Raw genomic sequence first — 18,152 nt, forward strand, 5'->3', positions numbered from 1 at the left:
TGGAGGAGAACATGCCTGTTAACGAATCTGAGACCGCGATTTACGGAAAAAAAGTTTTCTTCTTGAACCCATCTTATACTCTTGAGCAATATATAATCGAGCGTCTTCGTACAATGGAATATGAAGTTTATGTTTTGACTGACTATAAAATTACGAAAAATGTTTTTTTGAAAAATCCTGATTCAATATGTTTTATAAATCCTGATGCTCAGTTGACTTACACTGGTTGGGCAAATTTTGTAAAATCTTTTGCAAGAAATCCCGGACTTGCGTCTGTAAAATTCGGGGCGATTTCTGAAAAAATGAAGGCGAACGCAATTGACAGTTTTAAGTCTTCTTTGCCGCTCGAAGCTGGTTTTAACATGCACGCGGATGGCGAGGATGAGGAGACTTTTAGATTTATAGTCAAGGCGATGGATCAGCTAAAAGTAAAGGGCTTAAGACAGTATCTTCGTGCGTCGTGCAAAGATGATAAATCTGCTGAATTTTTCTGGACGGAAAATACTATTATGCACAAACTCAAGCTGATTGATATTTCGGCGGTTGGCGTTGCAGCGTTGCTTCCTGGAAAAAATTATAATATTCTCGCCGGAAAACAGGAAATTTCCCATGCAGTTCTTGTGCTTGCTGGCAAACAGTACAGTGTTGATGTTGATGTAAAGATGCTCAAGCCTGATGGCGTAAATTTTACGGCTGTCTTTATGTTCAGAATGAATATTGACAAAAAAGTTCTTTCGCACATAAGAAATTATATTTCTGTATCTCTCAATAAAAAACTTTTTGCAAGCATTGAAGGCCTTCCTGTAGATAGGCACGATTATAATAATGAGCAATAACGGGGGCGGCGAAACTTAGTTTTAGAGTTTAAGTTGATTTTGCCGCCCCCCGCCAGTTTTTGAAAAAAAACTGGCGCTTCACTCCGAATCTTTTCTGAAACGACAAAGTTCACCTTTAGAATTTAAGTTGATATTGTCGTTCCCCGCAAGTTTTCATAGAAAACTTGCGCTTCACTTTGAGTCGTATTTGAGGCGGCCGAGTTTGCTTTTAGAATTTGAGTTTTGTTTTATCGCACCCCACCAGTTTTCAAGGAAAACTGGTGCTTCCCTTTGAGTCGTTTATGAAGCGGCCGAGTTGACTTTTAGAATTTAAGTTGATATTGTCGTTCCCCGCAAGTTTTCATAGAAAACTTGCGCTTCACTTTAAATCTTTTCTGAAGCGGCGGAGTTTGCTTTTAGAATTTGAGTGAATTTTGCCGCCCCGCAAGTTTTTTACTTGCTGTCACCCCGAACTTGATTCGGGGTCTCTTTGCAATTTTAAAATTTAAACTGATTTACCGAATCTTTTCCGCTCAGAATAATCCATCTTATGTGATTCGGATTTTCGCCTTCCTGCGAAAAATATTTTTTGTAAACAGCCAAAATCTGCTTTGCCGTTACGGCCTGAACCTCTGCAGAGCGATGCAAATACTGCGTTGCTGAATCCCTGTAAATCAAACTTGAGCTAATGTTGCTTGCAATTCCAGACGAGTTTTGTGACGAACTGAACAAACTCGTAATGTACTTGTTTTTGTAATTGTCGAGTTTTTCTTCAATTTCTGCTTCCGTTTTTGGAAACGAGTTTAATGCATCGTATACAATCTTTTTGATATTTTCTTTTTCAGTCACTTTGTAAAGCGAAATGGCTCCGAGCAACTTTCTTCCGCCTATAATTCCGCAGCCGACCGAATAAAGCGCGCTGTGTTTTTCTCTAACTTCGGCAAATAAAATATCGTCAAGATACATTTCTGTGATTGCAAAAGGAACATATTCTTCGCTCGTGCGCTCTGGGCATTTAAAAATTCCCGCAATGTAGCCGATTTCGCCGGCTTGCTCGTTTGAAATATAAACATTTTCACCGTTGCACGTCAAATCTGAAATTTCTGGGCGGGCGTAAGGTTTTTCTTGGAGAGAGCCAAAATATTTGTCCAAAATCGAAGTGATTTTTGACTGTTCGTCAGAAGAAAAATTTCCTACAATAACGAAACTTATTCGCTTTGAATTCAAAAGTTCTTTGTGAAGATTTTTTACGTCGTCGAGCTTGATATTTTTGAGCGATTCTTCCGTTGCGCTCGTGAACGAAGCGTACTGATGATTTTTGTATACGTTCTTTGCAATTGAAAGGCTCAAAAGGCTTTCCGGCGAAGCGAGTGTTCTGTGCACGCTTGCTTTTTCGTCGGTCATTTGCTGTTCAAAATCTTTTTCAAGGAAAAGTGGATTTAAGATATTGTCCGCAAAAATTCCGAGAGTCTCTTCAATATCGCGTTTGATGCAAACTAATGCCACCGCAGAAAAATCTTTTCCGCTTGAAGCCCCGATTGAAAAACTCTTGTCGTATGAAAGTTTTTGCAAATCGGCGTATGGATAATTTTTGCTTCCGTGAAGCATGAGCTGTAAAGTGATGTCTTCAAGACCGCTTTTTTCTGGCGAAATAAATGGAACTCCGCCTTCAATCAACATTCTTGCAACTGCAATTTTGCTTCCCACATTTTTTTTGAAAACAACGTTGATTCCGTTCGAAAGTTTTGCGTATGAAAAATCGTTGATGTTGTTGTCGTAATACGGTTCTGATTTTGGCGACGATGCGCACGAAATTGAAAGCGCGGAAACTAAAAATGCAGAAAAAGCAGCCAAAATAATTTTTGAGATTTTCATTTATTTTCTCCTGTCAAAGCGTTCTTTTGATTTCCCCACCAGTAGGCATTTTCTTGGGTCAAGATTTCGTATCCGTCTTTTTCAAATTCTGCTTTGTATTTTTCAAAATTTGCAGGATTCAATGAGACAAGAAGGATAGCCGAATCATTCAGAATGTATTTTGAAATAAAATCCTGAATGTCTTTTTGAGTGACTTTTGAAATATTTTTCGTGTAGTCAAAAAAATAGTCTGCCCCGCAAGAAGCCCAAATTCCAGAGAGGGAGGCAAGAATTCCTTCCGCTGTTTCTGTCTGATAAATTTGTGCGTCTTCCATTCTGCGCACCGTCATTTTTATTTCGTCTTCCGTAAAAGAGTCCGCCTGCAACATTCTAGGAATTGTTTTTTGGCGGAGTGTCTTCAAAAATTCATTTGCTTGCTTGACCGGCGTTAAAGCTTGGTTTGGAAGCATTGCCGCATAAAAGCCGATTTGTCCGCTTGCCCGCTGCGTTGAATAATATCCGCCTGTGTAGTCGGAGTCTTGAATCATAAGCGATTTCTCTTCCGTGAGCGAGTTTGCAAAAAATCCGCTCGGATCGTTCAGAAGCGTGCTCCAAACGTCTGCGCCGTATGTGTCTTGCTGGTCGGTTTCGCCATCTGGTCCACGAAGAATATAATTTACGTTTATGTAGTGCGGAGATGTGTTCGGATTTGCGTAAACTATCTTTTTTACGTTGTTTGTTGGGTTTTTGGTCGGCACCTTTATTTTTGGCACGTCCGTTTTTGGATTTTTCCAATCGCCATAAATTTTTTTTACGTATTTTAAGATTTGTTCGTGATTTACGTCTCCGCCAACAAAAATCGCCGCGTTTTCTGGAACGTAATACGTATTTTGGATTTCTTTCAGCTGTTCTACAGTAGCATTTTTTACGACTTCTGGAATTCCGCTTGAATCGAGTTGCCACGGATAATCCGGGAATAGATGTTTTGAAAGTCCCGCAAAGAGAATTCTTCCTGGCTGTGTGTAGTAGCCCATGATTTCTGCAAGAACTACGCCTTTTTCGTTTTTAAGCTCGGTTTCGTCCATTTTTGGAGTTCGCACTGCATAAGACCAGAATTCCAGTCCGTCGTAAACGGATTCTGCGGGAATCGTAAAGAAATAATTTACGCGGTCCAGCCCCGTAGTTCCGTTCCAATCCGAAACGCCGAGTTTGTTCATTGCTTCTGTGCATTCGCGTTCGTTTGCGTATTTTGCGTTGCCTTTGAACATCATGTGCTCGTAAAGATGGAAAAGTCCTGCACTTTCTGGAGTTTGCGTTACGGCTCCGCCGCGGATTGCGATTTCAACGTATGCGAGTGGGGCAGAGTTATTTTCTGCCACAAAAAGTTCAAGTCCGTTTTCAAGTTTGTAGCGGTAAACTCGTTCAAAACTTGTTTTTTCTGCAAACAAAAATGAAATACTTGAAATGACTAAAAATAATAATAAAATTTTTTTGATTTTTTGCATGATAGAATTTTAACACAATTAAACTTTAAAAGTTATAGATTGCGGAAAAATTTTCAAAGTTCCGAATGGCTCAAAATATTTTTTTTAGATTTTTTGATGTAACCCTTACGGAGAAGTGCGGTTTGTATTAGTGATTGCAAGAGCAAGAAACACAAAGTGTTGCTTTGTATTTTTCATAACAATCATTGCAGTTTTCACGATGACAAATTTTTCATCATTTTCTGCATCCTCCTCTCCTTTTGGGAGCCTGCCGTACGTTGTGCGACAGGCTCTTTTTTTGTTTTGTAGAATTAAGGGAACCTCTAAAAAAAATTCAGTTTTTAGAGGTAGCTTTGAAACTTAAACCTTAAACTGATTCAGTTTTTCGCTCATAACATCAATGTTGCCTTTTGTTTCTTTTGCGAGGTCGGCAACATTTTGAGTCGCATTCCTGATTTCTTGGGCACCGGCCGTCATTTCGTCCATGCTTCCGAGAATCGTTGAAGAAATCTGCGTTACAGTATTCATGTCGTTGATAACATTTTTGATTCCGTCCTGCATTCCGCGGGCTTTGTCTTGAACGCCAGCCGACTGTTTTTTTATGCTGCCGAGAGATTTAAAAACCTGCTCCGAAGCCGTTTGCTGCTCTTCCATTGCATTCGTGATTTCGTGGATAATTCTGTCCGTAGTGCTGAGCTGCTCTACAATTGCACCGAAAGCCGTCTGAGATGACTGTGAGAGCGAAACGACATCTTGAATCGAACTTGTGATTCCAGAAAGCTCGGCTGAAATATTTTTTGACTGCACTCCAGAATTTTCCGCAAGTTTTCTGATTTCCTCGGCAACTACGCTGAATCCTCTGCCGGCACTTCCTGCGTGTGCAGCTTCAATTGCGGCGTTCATCGCGAGAAGGTTTGTTTCTGATGCAATTTGAGAAATAACTTTGTTCGCGTCCATGAGCGTCTTTGACTGTTCCGCAATCTGGTTTACTTTTTCGCTTACGTTTCCGAGTTTTCCCCTTCCGTCGTTTACGGTGGCTCCCAATTCAGAGAAACTGCCTGACATTTTTTTTACGGAAGTGGTTACGCTCGAAATGTTTCCGAGCATTTCTTCTATAGCGGCCGAACTTTCGTTGATTCCCGACGTCTGATTTTCGATGAGCGAGAACAATTCTCCGACGTTCTCGGAAGAAATATCCAATACGGAAGATGTGTTCTGAACCGCGTTCGACTGGTTTTCTGACTGTTTTCGCACCGATTCAATGTTTGCAAGAATTTCTGCCGTGGCGCTTGCCGACTGATGCGCGTTTGAGCCGAGATTGAATGCGGCTTCATCAAGATTTTTGTGATTTTCTTTGAGCTGAATAATAATTCCGTTCAAAAGTTCTATAAACTTGTTTACGCCCCAGGCAAGGTGAGAATATTCATTGTTGCCTTGCACCGGAATTCTGAACGTAAGGTCTGCCGTGCCGGACGAAAGGTCGTCGATGGCTTTGGAAACGTTGTTCATTGGTTTTATCATATATCGTATGATAAATAATAGAAGAAGAATTAGGATTATGGACGTTCCAGCCACAACGCTTATAAATACTCTTGAAAATATGTGTTCTTTTACCATATTTATAAGCTCGACTTTTTTTGCCATGAAGATTGTGGTCAGGAAGTTGTCTTCGTTGTCTTGTATCGGAAAGTAAACTCCGATGTATTTTATGTTGTTGATTGTTGTGACTTTTGAAGTGATTTCACCGTTTTTTGCCGCGAGAATCGGGCTGTTGTCTTCGATTTTTGTTCCAATCATGCCTTTGAGCGTCGTGTAGATTCTGTATTCACCGTCAAAAATTGTGGCTTCGCAGGCCGTGTATGAATGAATTGTATCTAGAAGCTCAGCGTTCGTTACGGTTTTTACTGCTATTAGCGCGCCGAAAATTCCGTTTTTGTTTTTGAGCGGCACTCCGACGTATGTAACTACATCTTGTCCGAGCTTAAAAAAATCACTTTTTACGTTTCCTTTGAGAACTTCATCTACGATTTCTTTTTTGTCGAATGTTCCGTAGCGTGAGTCTGAGACCTGATTTCCGTTGATGTCATAAAATACAGAAGCCCTCGTGCCGTAATAATAGGTTGCCCGAAGAGCTAGCACTTGCAGAACCTGCTGATTCCATCCTTCGTTTTCATTGTGGATTTCAGCATAAAAATCAGCCATGAGCCGAACGTCTTTTGTAAGGACTTCGCATGAGTAATCGATTTCTTCTTGTGCTATAGAAAGCTGGGATTCAATTTCATCCGTAAAATAGCCCGAAAGCTGACCGGTCAGTTCTTTGTTTACAATCAAAATTAGAACTGCAGAGTAGACGAGTAGGGCAATAGCGATTAAAAGACAGATTAATTTTGAAATGGATTTTCTTTTTTTCATATTTATGGCTCCGTGTTTTAAAATTTTTTATTTGTGTATTTTGAAAATAGTTAAAATTCTGTTTTTTCTATAAGATTGTCTTAAAAGTGACATTTTTTCAATTTTCAGAACAAACCTATGTTAATTATCGCACCGTTTTGTTAGTATTTCTATTATTTTTTTCGGTTAGATTTTACCTAACTTCGAAAATCTTCATGTCAAGCACATTATTGTGAACTTGTTGTGTCAAAAAATCGTATGGCGATTCGCTTCGGCGTTTCTATAAAAATAGATGACGACCGTAATGGGTATCCGACTCCCTACGGTCGCGAACGGTCGAAATTATTTTTCTGCCCCGCCTACGCTACTGCCCATACGATTTTTGGTCAGCTTTTTCGGGAATGTGGTTGCCATGAGAAAAGTTTGTAGACAGGAGTTGAAAAAATTATGAATTTTATTGATGTTGAAATGCCTAAGGCGGGCGACACTGTTGTTGTAGGAATGAGCGGTGGCGTTGACTCAACTTTGGTTGCGACTCTCCTAAAAGAGAAGGGCTGCAATGTGATTGGCGTTACGATGGCTCTTTGGAAAGGCGATTTGCCTCCGCTTCCGAACGGACAAAAGCTTCACAGTTCGTGTTACGGACCTGACGAGAACGAGGATATTGAGCAGTGCGAGAAATTCTGCAAAGAGCATGGAATCGAATATCATGTGATTGACGTAAAAGATGAGTATCACAATCAGGTCCTTGAATATTTTAAGGCTGAATACCGTGCCGGAAGGACGCCGAATCCTTGCATTCGCTGCAATTCGCTCATAAAATTCGGCGCGCTTTTAAAAGGCGTTGAGAACATGGGAATTCATTTTGACTGGTTCTGCACTGGCCATTACGCAAAAATCGTTCATCCAGAGACAGGACTTTGGGGAACTGACGAAAAACCTGCGATGATTGCTTGCGCGACTGATATTACAAAAGACCAGGCTTATTTCTTGTACAGAATTCCTAGCAAAACTCTTGAAAAAGTTCGCTTTCCCCTCGGATTCACCGAAAAGAAAAAGGTTTTTGAAATGGCAAAGGAACGTGGACTTGCTGCGGCTGAGCGAAAGGAAAGCCAGGATTTTATTCCGCCTGAATTCTTCAATGAACTTTTTAAGGACAAACCTGGTGTTCCTGGCGACATAATCGATTTGGACGGTCATGTTCTCGGTCATCACAAGGGAATTGAGCATTATACTATCGGGCAGAGAAAAGGACTTGGAATCAGTTCTACCAGGCCGCTTTACGTTCATTCGATTGACGCAAAGAAGAATCTTGTGGTTCTTGCCGACAACGACGATTTGCTTTGCAGCGGTCTTATTGCTGATGATTTTGTTTGGCCTGCCGGCGTTGCTCCAAAAGAAAAATTTGAGGGAATGGTAAAAATCCGTTTGGCTTCAAGACCCGTAAAATGCACGATAGAGCCTTACACTCCGCTTGAAGGTGAGTCGTTCAACGGAGATGCGTACAAGTTTACTTTTGCGGAATCTCAGAGGGCCGTGGCACCTGGACAGAGTGCCGTAATCTACATAGACGGCGTGATTTCTGGCGGCGGAGTTATAAATAAGAGTCTTCAAGAAAAATAAACTTTTGTTATAAACAAAAGAAAAATCGGAAATTCTGCTGATTTTTGGAAATTTTTGGACAAAAAACGGAAGTAACCAATATAGATGCAAATCTGGAGGTTATTTTATGAAAAAAGTAAGTGGAATTTTCCGATTTTGGAGTATTGTTGCAGGAATTTCTTCGTTCGTGCTGGCCAGTTTTCTTCCTGTTTCGTGCAAAATGACCGAAGACGGAATTACGATTGACGATGCCGACGTTGAAGCTCCTGCAATTGTTTCTTTTCGTGTAGAAAGTGCTGAGCGGGTAAAAATCGTCTGCTCCAAAAAAATTGAATTTGAAAGTCTTGCCCTTTCTAAGTTTGGAAGCAAAGAGCCTGCCGGGGAGGTTTCTGTTTCTTATGATGAATCTGGTGCGTCTGCGGCGATTTTGTTTGCCCAACCGACTCTCGTCGGCTCAAAATATGTTCTTTCGGGCATTATAAAAGATTCTCGCGGAAATACATTGGAATTTACTAAGCCGTTTGTTGGTTTTAACGCAAATCCTGCTCGTTTGGTTTTGAGCGAAATTCGGCCTGGCTCATCTGGAAATAAAGTTGAATTTGTGGAAGTTTATGCTCTTTCGGACGGAAATGTTTCGGGGCTTTCGATTGTGAGTGGACTTTATGGCGAAAAAAAGAGATATCATTTCCCTTCTGTTGAAGTGTCTAAAGGTGAGTACATAACGGTTCACATGCGCACAAAAGATACTGAAAAAGATAAGTGCATTAATGAGACGGGAAGTGAGCTTTCGCGTTCGTCAGCTACTGATTCGTCTTCATCACGTGATTTGTGGAAGTCTACGAGTGAGCGTTATGTGGCTTCAAAGGATGTTCTTGCCCTGATGAAAGACTCAGACGGAACTCTTCTTGATGCGATTTTGTATTCTCAGAGCGGTAATAACGAGCCGTGGAAAAGTAATGTTCAGAAAGCAATTGCTAAGGCTGCCGTTGAGTCTGGCGTTTGGACTGGTGGCGTAGAGCCTTCTGAAAATGGTTTTGCAGACAACATTACGAACGCCGCAACTAGTCGCTCACTTTCAAGACAGAATATTGCGGAACTTTCTAAAATGAAAGAAATCCCTGATGTTATTCCTGCAGGTCCGTCTGATTGGCTGGTCGTAAAAACAGTTACTCCTGGAATGAAAAATAGCAGTGAGCCTTACGTTAAGAAATAAGGTGACATTCTAAAAACTGTGCTGTCGAATGAAAATCTGTTTTTAGATTTCTAACGCAGATAAACACGGACATTCGCAGGTGGGGCGGAGATAATTATTAAAAATATGTTCTCTTTTACGGTATCTGCGTCCTATCTGCGTGTTTCTGCATTCATCTGCGTTAAAAACTTATTTTCATTGGCTGTCATTCCCGTTCTTGACTTGGTGACTTTGCTTTTTTAGCATAGGGGCACCTCGAAAAACTGAAGTTTTTCGAAGTGTCCATAGTCTATTTTAAGAATGGGTTGACTTTGCCGTTTCTCATAGTAAAATGTATTCGTAAAAAGTATGAAAATTCAAAAGTTATTCAAATTTGTGCCAGACGAATACGACGTCACAAGCAAAAAATTTATTCCGTGCTATGATGATTTTTATGGAACTATCACTAAAATGATAACTTCCAATATCAGTCAGCCTGGGTCAATTCTTGATTTAGGAGCGGGGTCCGGGCTTCTTTCGCGGTTTTGGTTTCAGGAATTCCCTAATTCAGAGTTCGTGCTTCTTGACCGTTCCGAAGATGCGTTAAAAACTGCCCGAAAGCGTTTTTTTGAATTCAACAACGTAAGCTATCGCACGATGGATTACACAAAGGACTTTCCTGCGGAACTTTTTGATGCTGTAATTTCATCGCTTTGCGTAAATAATATCGATAACGAGCGCAAGCCAATTCTTTTTAAGAAGATTTTTGAAAAACTCCCGGAAGGCGGAATTTTTGTTGATTATGACCAGTTCACTTCAAAATCAGAAAAAGTTTCTGTAATGGCCGACAAATATTGGGAAAAGCAGATTTCATTCCGTGGGCTTTCGGCTCAGGACGCTTTTCGCTGGAACGGAAACAGAAATCTAAAAAATGAGTGTTCCGTTCATCAGATGATTGAAATGCTGGAAAATGCAGGCTTTAAGGAAGTTGATTGCATTTATTCTTACGAGAAATTTGCGGTCATAATTGCAATAAAATAGAAGATTCCTTTCCTGATTTACTGACGAATCTTAATAATTCTGATATTATCGGCATGAGATATTTTTTTTATGAGGATAATTTATGTCAGAACTTTTAGCACCGGCAGGAAATATTGAAGCTTTGGACGCTGCAATCGGCGAAGGTGCGGATGCAGTTTATCTTGGATTGAAAAGTTTTAACGCTCGTTTACGCTCATCAAATTTTGCATGGAATCAGTTTGAGGCTACCGTTGAGAGTCTTCATCGTCAGAACAAGAAAATTTATGTTACTGTAAATACCGTAAGTGAAGAGAGGGAACTTGAGAGACTTTACAGATTCCTTTCCTATTTGAACAAAATTGGTCCGGACGGTCTTATCGTACAGGATTTTGGCGTTGTTCGAATGTGTCAGGAATTCTTTCCGAACCTTGAACTTCACGGTTCAACTCAGATGAACGTTGAGAGTGCGGCTGGAGTGAACCTTTTGAGCCGAGAGGGACTGAAGCGAGTCGTTGTTGCACGTGAGCTTGGCCTTGAGGAAGTTAAAAAAATCAAGCAGAGCACGAACGCTGAGCTTGAGATGTTCGTTCACGGCGCACTTTGCGTAAGCGAGAGCGGTCTTTGTCTTTTTTCAAGTTTTCTTGGCGGAAAATCTGCGAACCGCGGAATGTGTACGCAGGCTTGCCGACGTTTTTATACGGCTGATAGCGAAAGCCGTGGCGAGACTCAGGGATATTATTTTTCTCCGTGCGACTTGCAGCTCATTGAGCATATTCCGGATCTTATGGATATTGGAATTGACTCATTCAAAATCGAAGGCCGCATGAAGAGTGCGGAGTACGTTGGCTCTGTCGTTGCCGCTTACCGATACCTTATGGATCACTATCAGGAAGACCGAAAAGGCGCGCTTGCAACTGCAAAGCGTATGCTTTCGACAGATTTTGCGCGCTCAAAAACAAATTATTGGTACAACTTTAAGACGAACGATGAGGGCGTTGAAAAAGCCGGCAGTTTGATTCTGAACCCGAATCAGGCGGGCGGAACTGGAATCTATCTTGGAAAGATTATTGCGGTTGAAGCTCCGAATGATGAAATAAAAAGTAAGGTCCGAGAATCTGCTGTTTTGCAAGAAGGTATTGATGCCGAGCCTGATGTTCCGCAGGTTGTAATGGCTCGTGTTGAGGGCGGAAGTTATGAGCCTGATCCTGGCGATTCAATTCGATTGCACAAAAACGATGATACTGGTCGTGTGAGCCACAAAGTTCGCGGTGTTTACATTGATGATGACGGTCGTCGCTGGATTGACATTCCTCGCGGATTCAAGCACGGCGACGAGGTTTATCTTCTCCAGACAAAGGCTATGTCTAAACGCTATCCTCGCGTGCTTCCTCGCGACATTGGAAAGTATCGTCAGCAACCGGGCGCGGAGGTGCTTCCTGTTCTTGACCTTACCCCGATTCAGAAGAACGAACTTTCTTATTTTCCTGCGGGCGTTTATATTCAGGTTTCTACCGTGGAAGATGTTTTTGCGGCTTTGCCGTTCCATCCGGTTCGCGTGGTTCTGGAACTTACAAACGAAGTTCGCGAAGATTTGATGAACCACAAGACGACTTTGCCGTTCTCAAAAAAGCAGATTGTAATTTCGCTTGACCCATATTGCCCGGCTTCAAAAGAAGATGAGCTTTCTCAGACTCTTGACCAGCTTGTTGCTGATGGATTCAAGACTTTTGTGGTAAACAATGTTGCTCACATTGCAATGCTCCGTGGAAAAGGTGCGAACGTTATTGCGGGACCATATCTCTACACTTTCAACCGTTGGGCAGTTTCTTGGCTCGAAAACCAAAACATCGGTGCGTTTATCACACCTCTGGAAAATTCATGGGACAATATAAAGGCAACTTACGAAATGAACGTGCGAGACCGCGTTATGATTACGGTTTACGCATATCCGGCATTGTTCCGAATGCGTTTTAAATTGCCGGAAAGCTATGATTTTATGTACTTTAAGGATAAGGAAGAAATGATTTTTAAGATTTCTACAACTTCCGATGGTACGGTTGTAATGCCAGAGAATCCGTTCTCGGTTGCGGACAAAGTAAGTATGCTGAATACGGATGGATTTAACAGAATCCTTATTGATTTTTCAAAGACAAAGTTGACTCGCCAAGAAATGAAGGGCATTACGACTTCAATGTTGAAAAAACAGCCTGTTCCTGAAACGTCAAGATTTAATTGGCGCGACGGTTTTTATAATCCTGAGCGGATTGAAGAGTACAAAGCCATGAACGAGCGAGCTTCTGAACGAAAATCTCAGGAGCGTTACGGCGGTTATGGAAAGAACCGTGGTTCTTATAATTCAGGTGGATACGGCCGTGGCGGAAATAAACGCGGAAACGCGACTGGAGGAAGAGGACGCTCTCCGCGTTCATCAAAAAAACGCTAAGATTCTATTACATCGAATAACGGAATCTGTAATTCTCTGACACAGATAGCCACAGATACACACAGATAGGACACGGATTTTCTATTCTATCTGTGTCTTATCACTGTTCATCTGTGTTAATCTGTGTCAATAAACTTCAGACGAAATCTTGTGTCTGTTTAGAATACAGCCTCCTCTTCTTCTGGAATTTCAAATTGGTCGTAATCTTGCTCAATTTCGTTTCGTATTCCTGCAGCTGCTGTTGCAAGGTTTTCCATTTCTTTGGCTTCCTGGGAGAGAGGTGCGTTTTGGTTTTGTTCGTCAGCCTTTTTGTTTTCTGCCTTAAAGTCAACGTGTTCCGCAACGATGTAGGTTTTGCTAAAATTTTTTCCGTTGGTCTTCCATCGGTCTTGCTTTAACTTTCCTACGATTCTTACGCCTCGTCCTTTTACACCATTTTTTATTACGCGCTCGCAAAAGTTCGGACCGTTCGCATAAACGTCGTAATATCCTACTTCGGAAGCGAAATTTCCGTTGCGGTCTTTGTAATATTCGTTAATGGCTACGGACATTACTGCGTATTTTGTGCCCCAAGGTCTTTCCTTTCCTTCGCTGTCACGGGTGAGGCGACCTTCAATAATTACTTGATTCAAACATGCCATTTAAAACTCCATTGTACTCGGCCGAGTTTTTTTGATTTAGAGGATTCCTTTTGTAAGCGTTTTTTGCTTACATAATAGTTACTTCCGTTTTTGAGGATGGAATTTCAAAAAAAAGATAAAAAAAAATAAAATAATAACGAGAAGTTATATTTTATGTCGAAAAATGCAAAAAAAATACCCAAAACGCGATTAAGTTCACTTTTTGGGATTCATGCTTATTTTATGTTCAGCGTAGGAATGTTTTTAACCAGCTTTACGATGTAAAGTTTTGTGTACATTAGAAGTGCGTCATGCTCACCGATTTTTTGCATTGCAGGTGCTTTGCAAAGTGTTGCTGCAATTGCATTTACACGGTCAGGTGTAAAACCAGAAGGCTTCATTGTTCGCAAAACCGTTCTTATGTAGTCGCGGATAAGGCAGTTCACGTCTTCCGTAAGGTTGTCGCTCTGGGTTTTTCCAATCAACTTGTTCCACATATGAAGATATGAGTCAAGCTCGCGGTCGAGAGTTGACGATGCAGGGACGAATGAACTTTCGGCTTCGCGTGCGGCTTCTCTAAGAGCTACTTTTTTAGAAACGCTTGAATGCTTTCCTGCAATCATTGCCATTTCTGCATCTTCATCACTCTTCTTTGATTCGTTTTCATGGTAAATCTCAGCACTTGTTTTTTCTGCTTTTCGGCGCTTTGATTTTGGCGGCCGCAAAATAAGTTTTGCAATCCAAGAGAAAACCGGTAGCGTATACCAGAATGGAAGCAAGATTTTTGTGTCGTTGTACAAATCTTGTCTGCTCATAAGCAAAAGTTCGCTGTACGGCATTAACGAGCCGCCTGCAAAAAGCGTGATGCGTTCTTCGCTGTTTTTTTCGTAACTGAGCAACGGAAGGAATGATGCCGTAAGGAGCGCGTGGAGAATCGGAGACTGAATTTCAATCTCGTTTTCAAGGCAAGCCTCAAAAGCCGCCTGCTCGTGCATTTCTGGAAGAACTTCGAAATTCTTCATGGCTGTCTGCCACTTTTGTTTTATTGCTTCCCGGACTGATGTTCTTGCGTCAGTGCAAAGACGCAAAATCAACTGTAAGACTTTTGATTTTAAGATAAAATAGCGTTTTTCGTTGTCTGCGACTTTGAAAACCAAAAGTTCTGGAAGTTCGTGAGAATCTCCGCCCTGAGTTTTTTCGTGCAAGAAATCTTTTAGTTCATCCTCGCTGAACTGTCCCAAAAGTGGAATTCCGTTCGTGTCTGTAAAACTTGCGATTGTTTCGTAAGTAAAATAATACGGAGGCTTGTCGAGAAGCTGTTCGAGGCACTTCAACGCGTTCTGTTTTTTTGTATTTACGACAGCTTTGTTCTTAAAATAGTTCGAGGCGATTTCAAGGACGTAAACTGCCTGCAAAAGTGCCGTGTCTTCCTGGGTAAAATCCTTTACTTTTTCAAAATCCTGTTTGATAAAATAGCAAAGTTGGTGCCAGAGATAAAAATTGTCCGTGGATTCGCTAAGAATGTCGATTGTCGCATCCTGTCGGTCGATGAACGCATTCAAGAAATTCTTGGAAGTCATCTCCTTGCCAGGGTTTGAAATACTTATTTTTTTGATGAAATAATCGTGATATTCATCTTTTCTCAGCATGTACTGAAGTTTTGCTAGAGAATCTTCAATGAGTATTTTTATTGAAATTGATGACGGAAAGAGAATTGCCGGAGCTTCATGAGGAAGTACCAGTCCGTAAAGAGTGCTGTCATTCAAGTTCTGATGGTCAAGGAATTTTCCAATCAAGTCTGACGCACTTTCTCTCGTTACGACTTCGCGCGGGGTTTTTTTAGGAAGGTCTGTCTCAGACGGAAACGGAAGAACCGGGCTGCCTGCAATTTCTGTGTAGCGTTCCGCAACTTTTTCGATATAAAAAGGAATTACGATGATTGACTGCTTTGTAGCTCCTGAATCAAAAATTACGATTTGTTTTGACAGGATAAGCTTGTCAAATTCGTTTTCAAGAGAGCCTGAAAGGTCTCGCAAGTACATCTCCAGCTGAGGAACTTCTTCAATATGATGCTCTGCATATTTTCTTATATATTCAGAGAACTCGTAATAATCAATAATTGCACTTTTTTGTTTTGATGCAAAGAATTTTAGCAATGAAAGAATGTTTGTTGTCGTAGCCATAATTTTTATTGTAACGAAACTATTTGGAATAAGCAATTTTTTGGAAACTAGTTATTAAAAAAATCTTTAAATTTTCTGTTATATTTTTAAGAAATCTTCAAAAATTTGCGCTTTTGAATTTTCAGTCATATACTGATTTCAGCTGCTAAATACTAGGAGGTAAATAATGGCTAACAGAATCATGCTGAATCAGACTTCTTACTTTGGTAAAGGAGCGATTAACGAGATTGCAAACGAGGTAAAAAATCGCGGATGCAAAAAAGTTCTTCTTGTTACGGACGAAAGTCTCATTAAGTTTAAGGTTGCAACGAAAATTGCAGATTTGCTGGATGCTGCCGGAATAAAATATGAAATCTATGACCGAATAAAACCAAATCCTACTATAGAAAATGTAAAAGATGGTGTTGAGGCCTGCAAGAAGGCCGGTGCGGATGTTATCGTTGCTGTTGGCGGTGGCTCTGCAATCGACACTTCAAAGGCAATCGGAATTATCGTTACGAATCCTGAGTTTGCGGACGTTCGCTCGCTTGAGGGCGTTGCTCCAACAAAAAATCCTTGTCTTCCGATTATTGCTGTCTCAACAACTTCGGGAACTGCGGCTGAAGTTACGATTAACTACGTTATTACCGATGTTGAGAAAAACCGAAAATTCGTTTGTGTTGACCCTCACGATATTCCTGTCGTTGCAGTGGTTGACCCTGACATGGTTGCCTCAATGCCTGCCGGACTTGCCGCTTCTACCGGTATGGACGCCCTCGTTCATGCAATCGAAGGCTACATTACGAAAGGCGCGTGGGAAATGACAGACATGATGCACTTAAAGGCAATCGAAATTATAAGCCACTGGCTCCCTCGTTCTGTAAAGGGTGATGCCCTTGCCCGCGAAAAAATGGCTCTTGGCCAGTACATCGCCGGAATGGGATTCTCGAACGTTGGTCTTGGAATCGTTCACTCAATGGCCCATCCGCTTTCGGCTCTGTACGATATTCCTCACGGAAAAGCGTGCGCTATGCTTTTGGTTCCTGTTTTGAAATACAATGCCCCTGTTGCCGGCGAGCGATACAAGGCAATCGGAAAGGTGATGGACGTTCCTGGAATTGACGGAATGAGCAAGGATGAAGCTGTAAAAGCTACTCTCGACGCAATTCAAAAACTTGCTGATGAGGTTGGAATTCCTCGTCACATTGGGCCTGAGGGCGTTAAAGAAAAGGACATTGACTTCCTTGCAGAGAGCGCAATGGCCGACGCTTGTACTCCAGGTAATCCGCGCGATCCAACAAAAGAAGATATCGTAAAGATTTACACGGAAGCACTGTAAGGGCTTAAGAGTTCCTCGGAAGACGCTGTTAGTTTTCCGAGGTGACCGTCGTCCAGCCTTCGCTCCCTAAGTTCTGGGTGACAAGAAATTGTGGTTACGAACGTGGCTAATGTTTTCTGCCGCGCTTTCGTTTTGCAGGTTTGTCTTTTACGCGGTTGAGCGATTTTAAGTTCATTACGAGATATGCAACGGTCGCGCTCACTACGCACAGAATCGAGAGACAGATAAATCCCGTCCATGATGAGCTGGTGCTCCACGGCAGACGGATATTCATTCCCCAGAAGTTCGTGATGAACGACATAATCATCAATACGAGCGAAATCACGGTGAGTTTTTTCATTACGATGTTCATGTTGTTCGAGATTACGTTCGAGAACGCGTCCATAGTGCCCGCGGTAATCGCGCTGTAGGTGTCGGTCATTTCCATAGCCTGTCGGTTATCGATTTCTACGTCGTCAAGCCATTCCTGGTCATCTTCATCAAGTTTTAGAATCTTTGTGCGCCGAATCTTTTCAAGAAGAAGCTGATTTGCTTTGAGCGAAGTCTGGAAGAACATGAGCGATTTTTCCATGTTCAAAAGCTGGATAAGCTCGGTATTTTCGATAGATTCGTGCAATTCGTTCTGAATAGAATTCGTCCTTCGGTTTATCTCTTTTAGGTATCTCAAAAACAAAATGTCGGAGCGGGAGAGCAACCTGATTATGAACGCAGGAAAATCCGAAAGCTTCAAGCCTTTTATTCTGTTTGCCGACAAATCTCTGAGAACTTCGCAGTCCGTCCAGCAGACCGTTATGATTTTATCTGGAAAAATAATCGCGCCGAGCGGAGTTGTCGTGTAGCTTACGTCGGAATTCGGGTTAAAAACCGGAAGTCGCATAATCACGAGGTTAAAGTCGTCCCACGGCTCGATTCGCGAAAGCTCGTCGGGGTCGATAATGTCCATCAAAAGCTCAGGGTCAAGATTGTACTCAAATTGAAGTTGCTTAATCTCGTCCTGCGTGATGTTTCTTGCGTCAATCCAAATCTTTTCGTTAGCGTCAATTTCTTCTTTGGCTTTTCTAATTAACTGTAATCCGTCTTGCTGCCAATAATTAATCATTTTTCACCTATTTTCAGACCGGATTTTATCATAAAAAAGCGTAATTGTCCTTAAAATTTTCTGTGAGATTTTAGAAAAATATAAACTTTTGTTATAGATAAATTTTCTCCCTCTGTTTTTGAAATTTATTTACAAAAAATGGAAGTAACCAT

General features: G+C 41.4%; 12 protein-coding genes. 6 read left to right on the forward strand and 6 right to left on the reverse strand.

All coding sequences use genetic code 11. The annotated features are described in order from the left end of the window. Positions 1 to 11 precede the first annotated feature (11 nt). Positions 12 to 836 carry a hypothetical protein gene (locus tag JI65_RS04035; RefSeq protein ID WP_191014099.1) on the forward strand — a complete coding sequence of 275 codons (825 nt, stop codon included), beginning with the start codon at positions 12 to 14 and terminating at the stop codon, positions 834 to 836. Between the two features lie 477 nt (positions 837 to 1,313). On the opposite strand, the gene JI65_RS04040 is transcribed toward JI65_RS04035, so the two are convergent. The 3 genes from JI65_RS04040 to JI65_RS04050 all read right to left on the reverse strand — a co-directional run bounded on the left by JI65_RS04040 (position 1,314) and on the right by JI65_RS04050 (position 6,565). After that, positions 1,314 to 2,690 (reverse strand): M16 family metallopeptidase, encoded by a 1,377-nt coding sequence (locus tag JI65_RS04040; RefSeq protein WP_191014100.1) that lies wholly within the window; start codon positions 2,688 to 2,690, stop codon positions 1,314 to 1,316. Continuing rightward, positions 2,687 to 4,117: a M16 family metallopeptidase gene (locus JI65_RS04045; RefSeq protein ID WP_191014101.1), complete on the reverse strand. Its 1,431-nt coding sequence runs from the start codon at positions 4,115 to 4,117 to the stop codon at positions 2,687 to 2,689. The genes JI65_RS04040 and JI65_RS04045 overlap by 4 nt, the downstream gene beginning before the upstream one ends. Positions 4,118 to 4,513: 396 nt before the next feature. After that, positions 4,514 to 6,565 carry a methyl-accepting chemotaxis protein gene (locus JI65_RS04050; protein ID WP_191014102.1) on the reverse strand — a complete coding sequence of 684 codons (2,052 nt, stop codon included), beginning with the start codon at positions 6,563 to 6,565 and terminating at the stop codon, positions 4,514 to 4,516. Positions 6,566 to 6,991: 426 nt separating this feature from the next. Here JI65_RS04050 and mnmA point away from each other — a divergent pair, with 426 nt between their 5' ends. From mnmA to JI65_RS04070, 4 genes are all read left to right on the forward strand, one after another. After that, on the forward strand, positions 6,992 to 8,167 hold the full coding sequence (mnmA, locus tag JI65_RS04055; protein ID WP_191014103.1) for a tRNA 2-thiouridine(34) synthase MnmA: 1,176 nt from the start codon (positions 6,992 to 6,994) through the stop codon (positions 8,165 to 8,167). 106 nt (positions 8,168 to 8,273) lie between these two features. Continuing rightward, positions 8,274 to 9,359: a lipoprotein TP_1001-related protein gene (locus JI65_RS04060; protein ID WP_191014104.1), complete on the forward strand. Its 1,086-nt coding sequence runs from the start codon at positions 8,274 to 8,276 to the stop codon at positions 9,357 to 9,359. A 327-nt stretch (positions 9,360 to 9,686) separates the two neighbouring features. Continuing rightward, positions 9,687 to 10,358 carry a class I SAM-dependent methyltransferase gene (locus JI65_RS04065; RefSeq protein ID WP_191014105.1) on the forward strand — a complete coding sequence of 224 codons (672 nt, stop codon included), beginning with the start codon at positions 9,687 to 9,689 and terminating at the stop codon, positions 10,356 to 10,358. 82 nt (positions 10,359 to 10,440) lie between these two features. Beyond that, positions 10,441 to 12,780, forward strand: a complete 2,340-nt coding sequence (locus tag JI65_RS04070) for a peptidase U32 family protein (protein ID WP_191014106.1) — start codon at positions 10,441 to 10,443, stop codon at positions 12,778 to 12,780. A gap of 158 nt (positions 12,781 to 12,938) precedes the next feature. On the opposite strand, the gene JI65_RS04075 is transcribed toward JI65_RS04070, so the two are convergent. Further along, the gene (locus JI65_RS04075; RefSeq protein ID WP_191014107.1) at positions 12,939 to 13,421 is read right to left on the reverse strand and encodes a single-stranded DNA-binding protein; all 483 of its coding nucleotides are present in this window, start codon (positions 13,419 to 13,421) and stop codon (positions 12,939 to 12,941) included. Between the two features lie 215 nt (positions 13,422 to 13,636). Further along, entirely contained in the window at positions 13,637 to 15,583 is a 1,947-nt protein-coding gene (locus tag JI65_RS04080; protein WP_191014108.1) for a hypothetical protein, read from the reverse strand. A 166-nt stretch (positions 15,584 to 15,749) separates the two neighbouring features. Here JI65_RS04080 and fucO point away from each other — a divergent pair, with 166 nt between their 5' ends. Next, on the forward strand, positions 15,750 to 16,901 hold the full coding sequence (gene fucO / locus JI65_RS04085) for a lactaldehyde reductase (RefSeq protein ID WP_191014109.1): 1,152 nt from the start codon (positions 15,750 to 15,752) through the stop codon (positions 16,899 to 16,901). Between the two features lie 106 nt (positions 16,902 to 17,007). Here fucO and JI65_RS04090 read toward each other — a convergent pair whose 3' ends face one another. Then, the gene (locus tag JI65_RS04090) at positions 17,008 to 18,000 is read right to left on the reverse strand and encodes a magnesium transporter CorA family protein (RefSeq protein ID WP_191014110.1); all 993 of its coding nucleotides are present in this window, start codon (positions 17,998 to 18,000) and stop codon (positions 17,008 to 17,010) included. Positions 18,001 to 18,152: the final 152 nt, after the last annotated feature.

The organism is Treponema zioleckii (assembly GCF_014737315.1).
In the GTDB taxonomy this organism is placed as follows: Bacteria; Spirochaetota; Spirochaetia; order Treponematales; family Treponemataceae; genus Treponema_D; species Treponema_D zioleckii.

Coding starts and splice junctions, on each gene's coding strand:
- fucO (WP_191014109.1), top strand. CDS start 15,750: ATGGCTAACAGAATCATGCTGAATCAGACTTCTTACTTTGGTAAAGGA.
- JI65_RS04040 (WP_191014100.1), bottom strand. CDS start 2,690: ATGAAAATCTCAAAAATTATTTTGGCTGCTTTTTCTGCATTTTTAGTT.
- JI65_RS04050 (WP_191014102.1), bottom strand. CDS start 6,565: ATGAAAAAAAGAAAATCCATTTCAAAATTAATCTGTCTTTTAATCGCT.
- JI65_RS04060 (WP_191014104.1), top strand. CDS start 8,274: ATGAAAAAAGTAAGTGGAATTTTCCGATTTTGGAGTATTGTTGCAGGA.
- JI65_RS04075 (WP_191014107.1), bottom strand. CDS start 13,421: ATGGCATGTTTGAATCAAGTAATTATTGAAGGTCGCCTCACCCGTGAC.
- JI65_RS04035 (WP_191014099.1), top strand. CDS start 12: ATGCCTGTTAACGAATCTGAGACCGCGATTTACGGAAAAAAAGTTTTC.
- JI65_RS04065 (WP_191014105.1), top strand. CDS start 9,687: ATGAAAATTCAAAAGTTATTCAAATTTGTGCCAGACGAATACGACGTC.
- JI65_RS04070 (WP_191014106.1), top strand. CDS start 10,441: ATGTCAGAACTTTTAGCACCGGCAGGAAATATTGAAGCTTTGGACGCT.
- JI65_RS04090 (WP_191014110.1), bottom strand. CDS start 18,000: ATGATTAATTATTGGCAGCAAGACGGATTACAGTTAATTAGAAAAGCC.
- mnmA (WP_191014103.1), top strand. CDS start 6,992: ATGAATTTTATTGATGTTGAAATGCCTAAGGCGGGCGACACTGTTGTT.
- JI65_RS04080 (WP_191014108.1), bottom strand. CDS start 15,583: ATGGCTACGACAACAAACATTCTTTCATTGCTAAAATTCTTTGCATCA.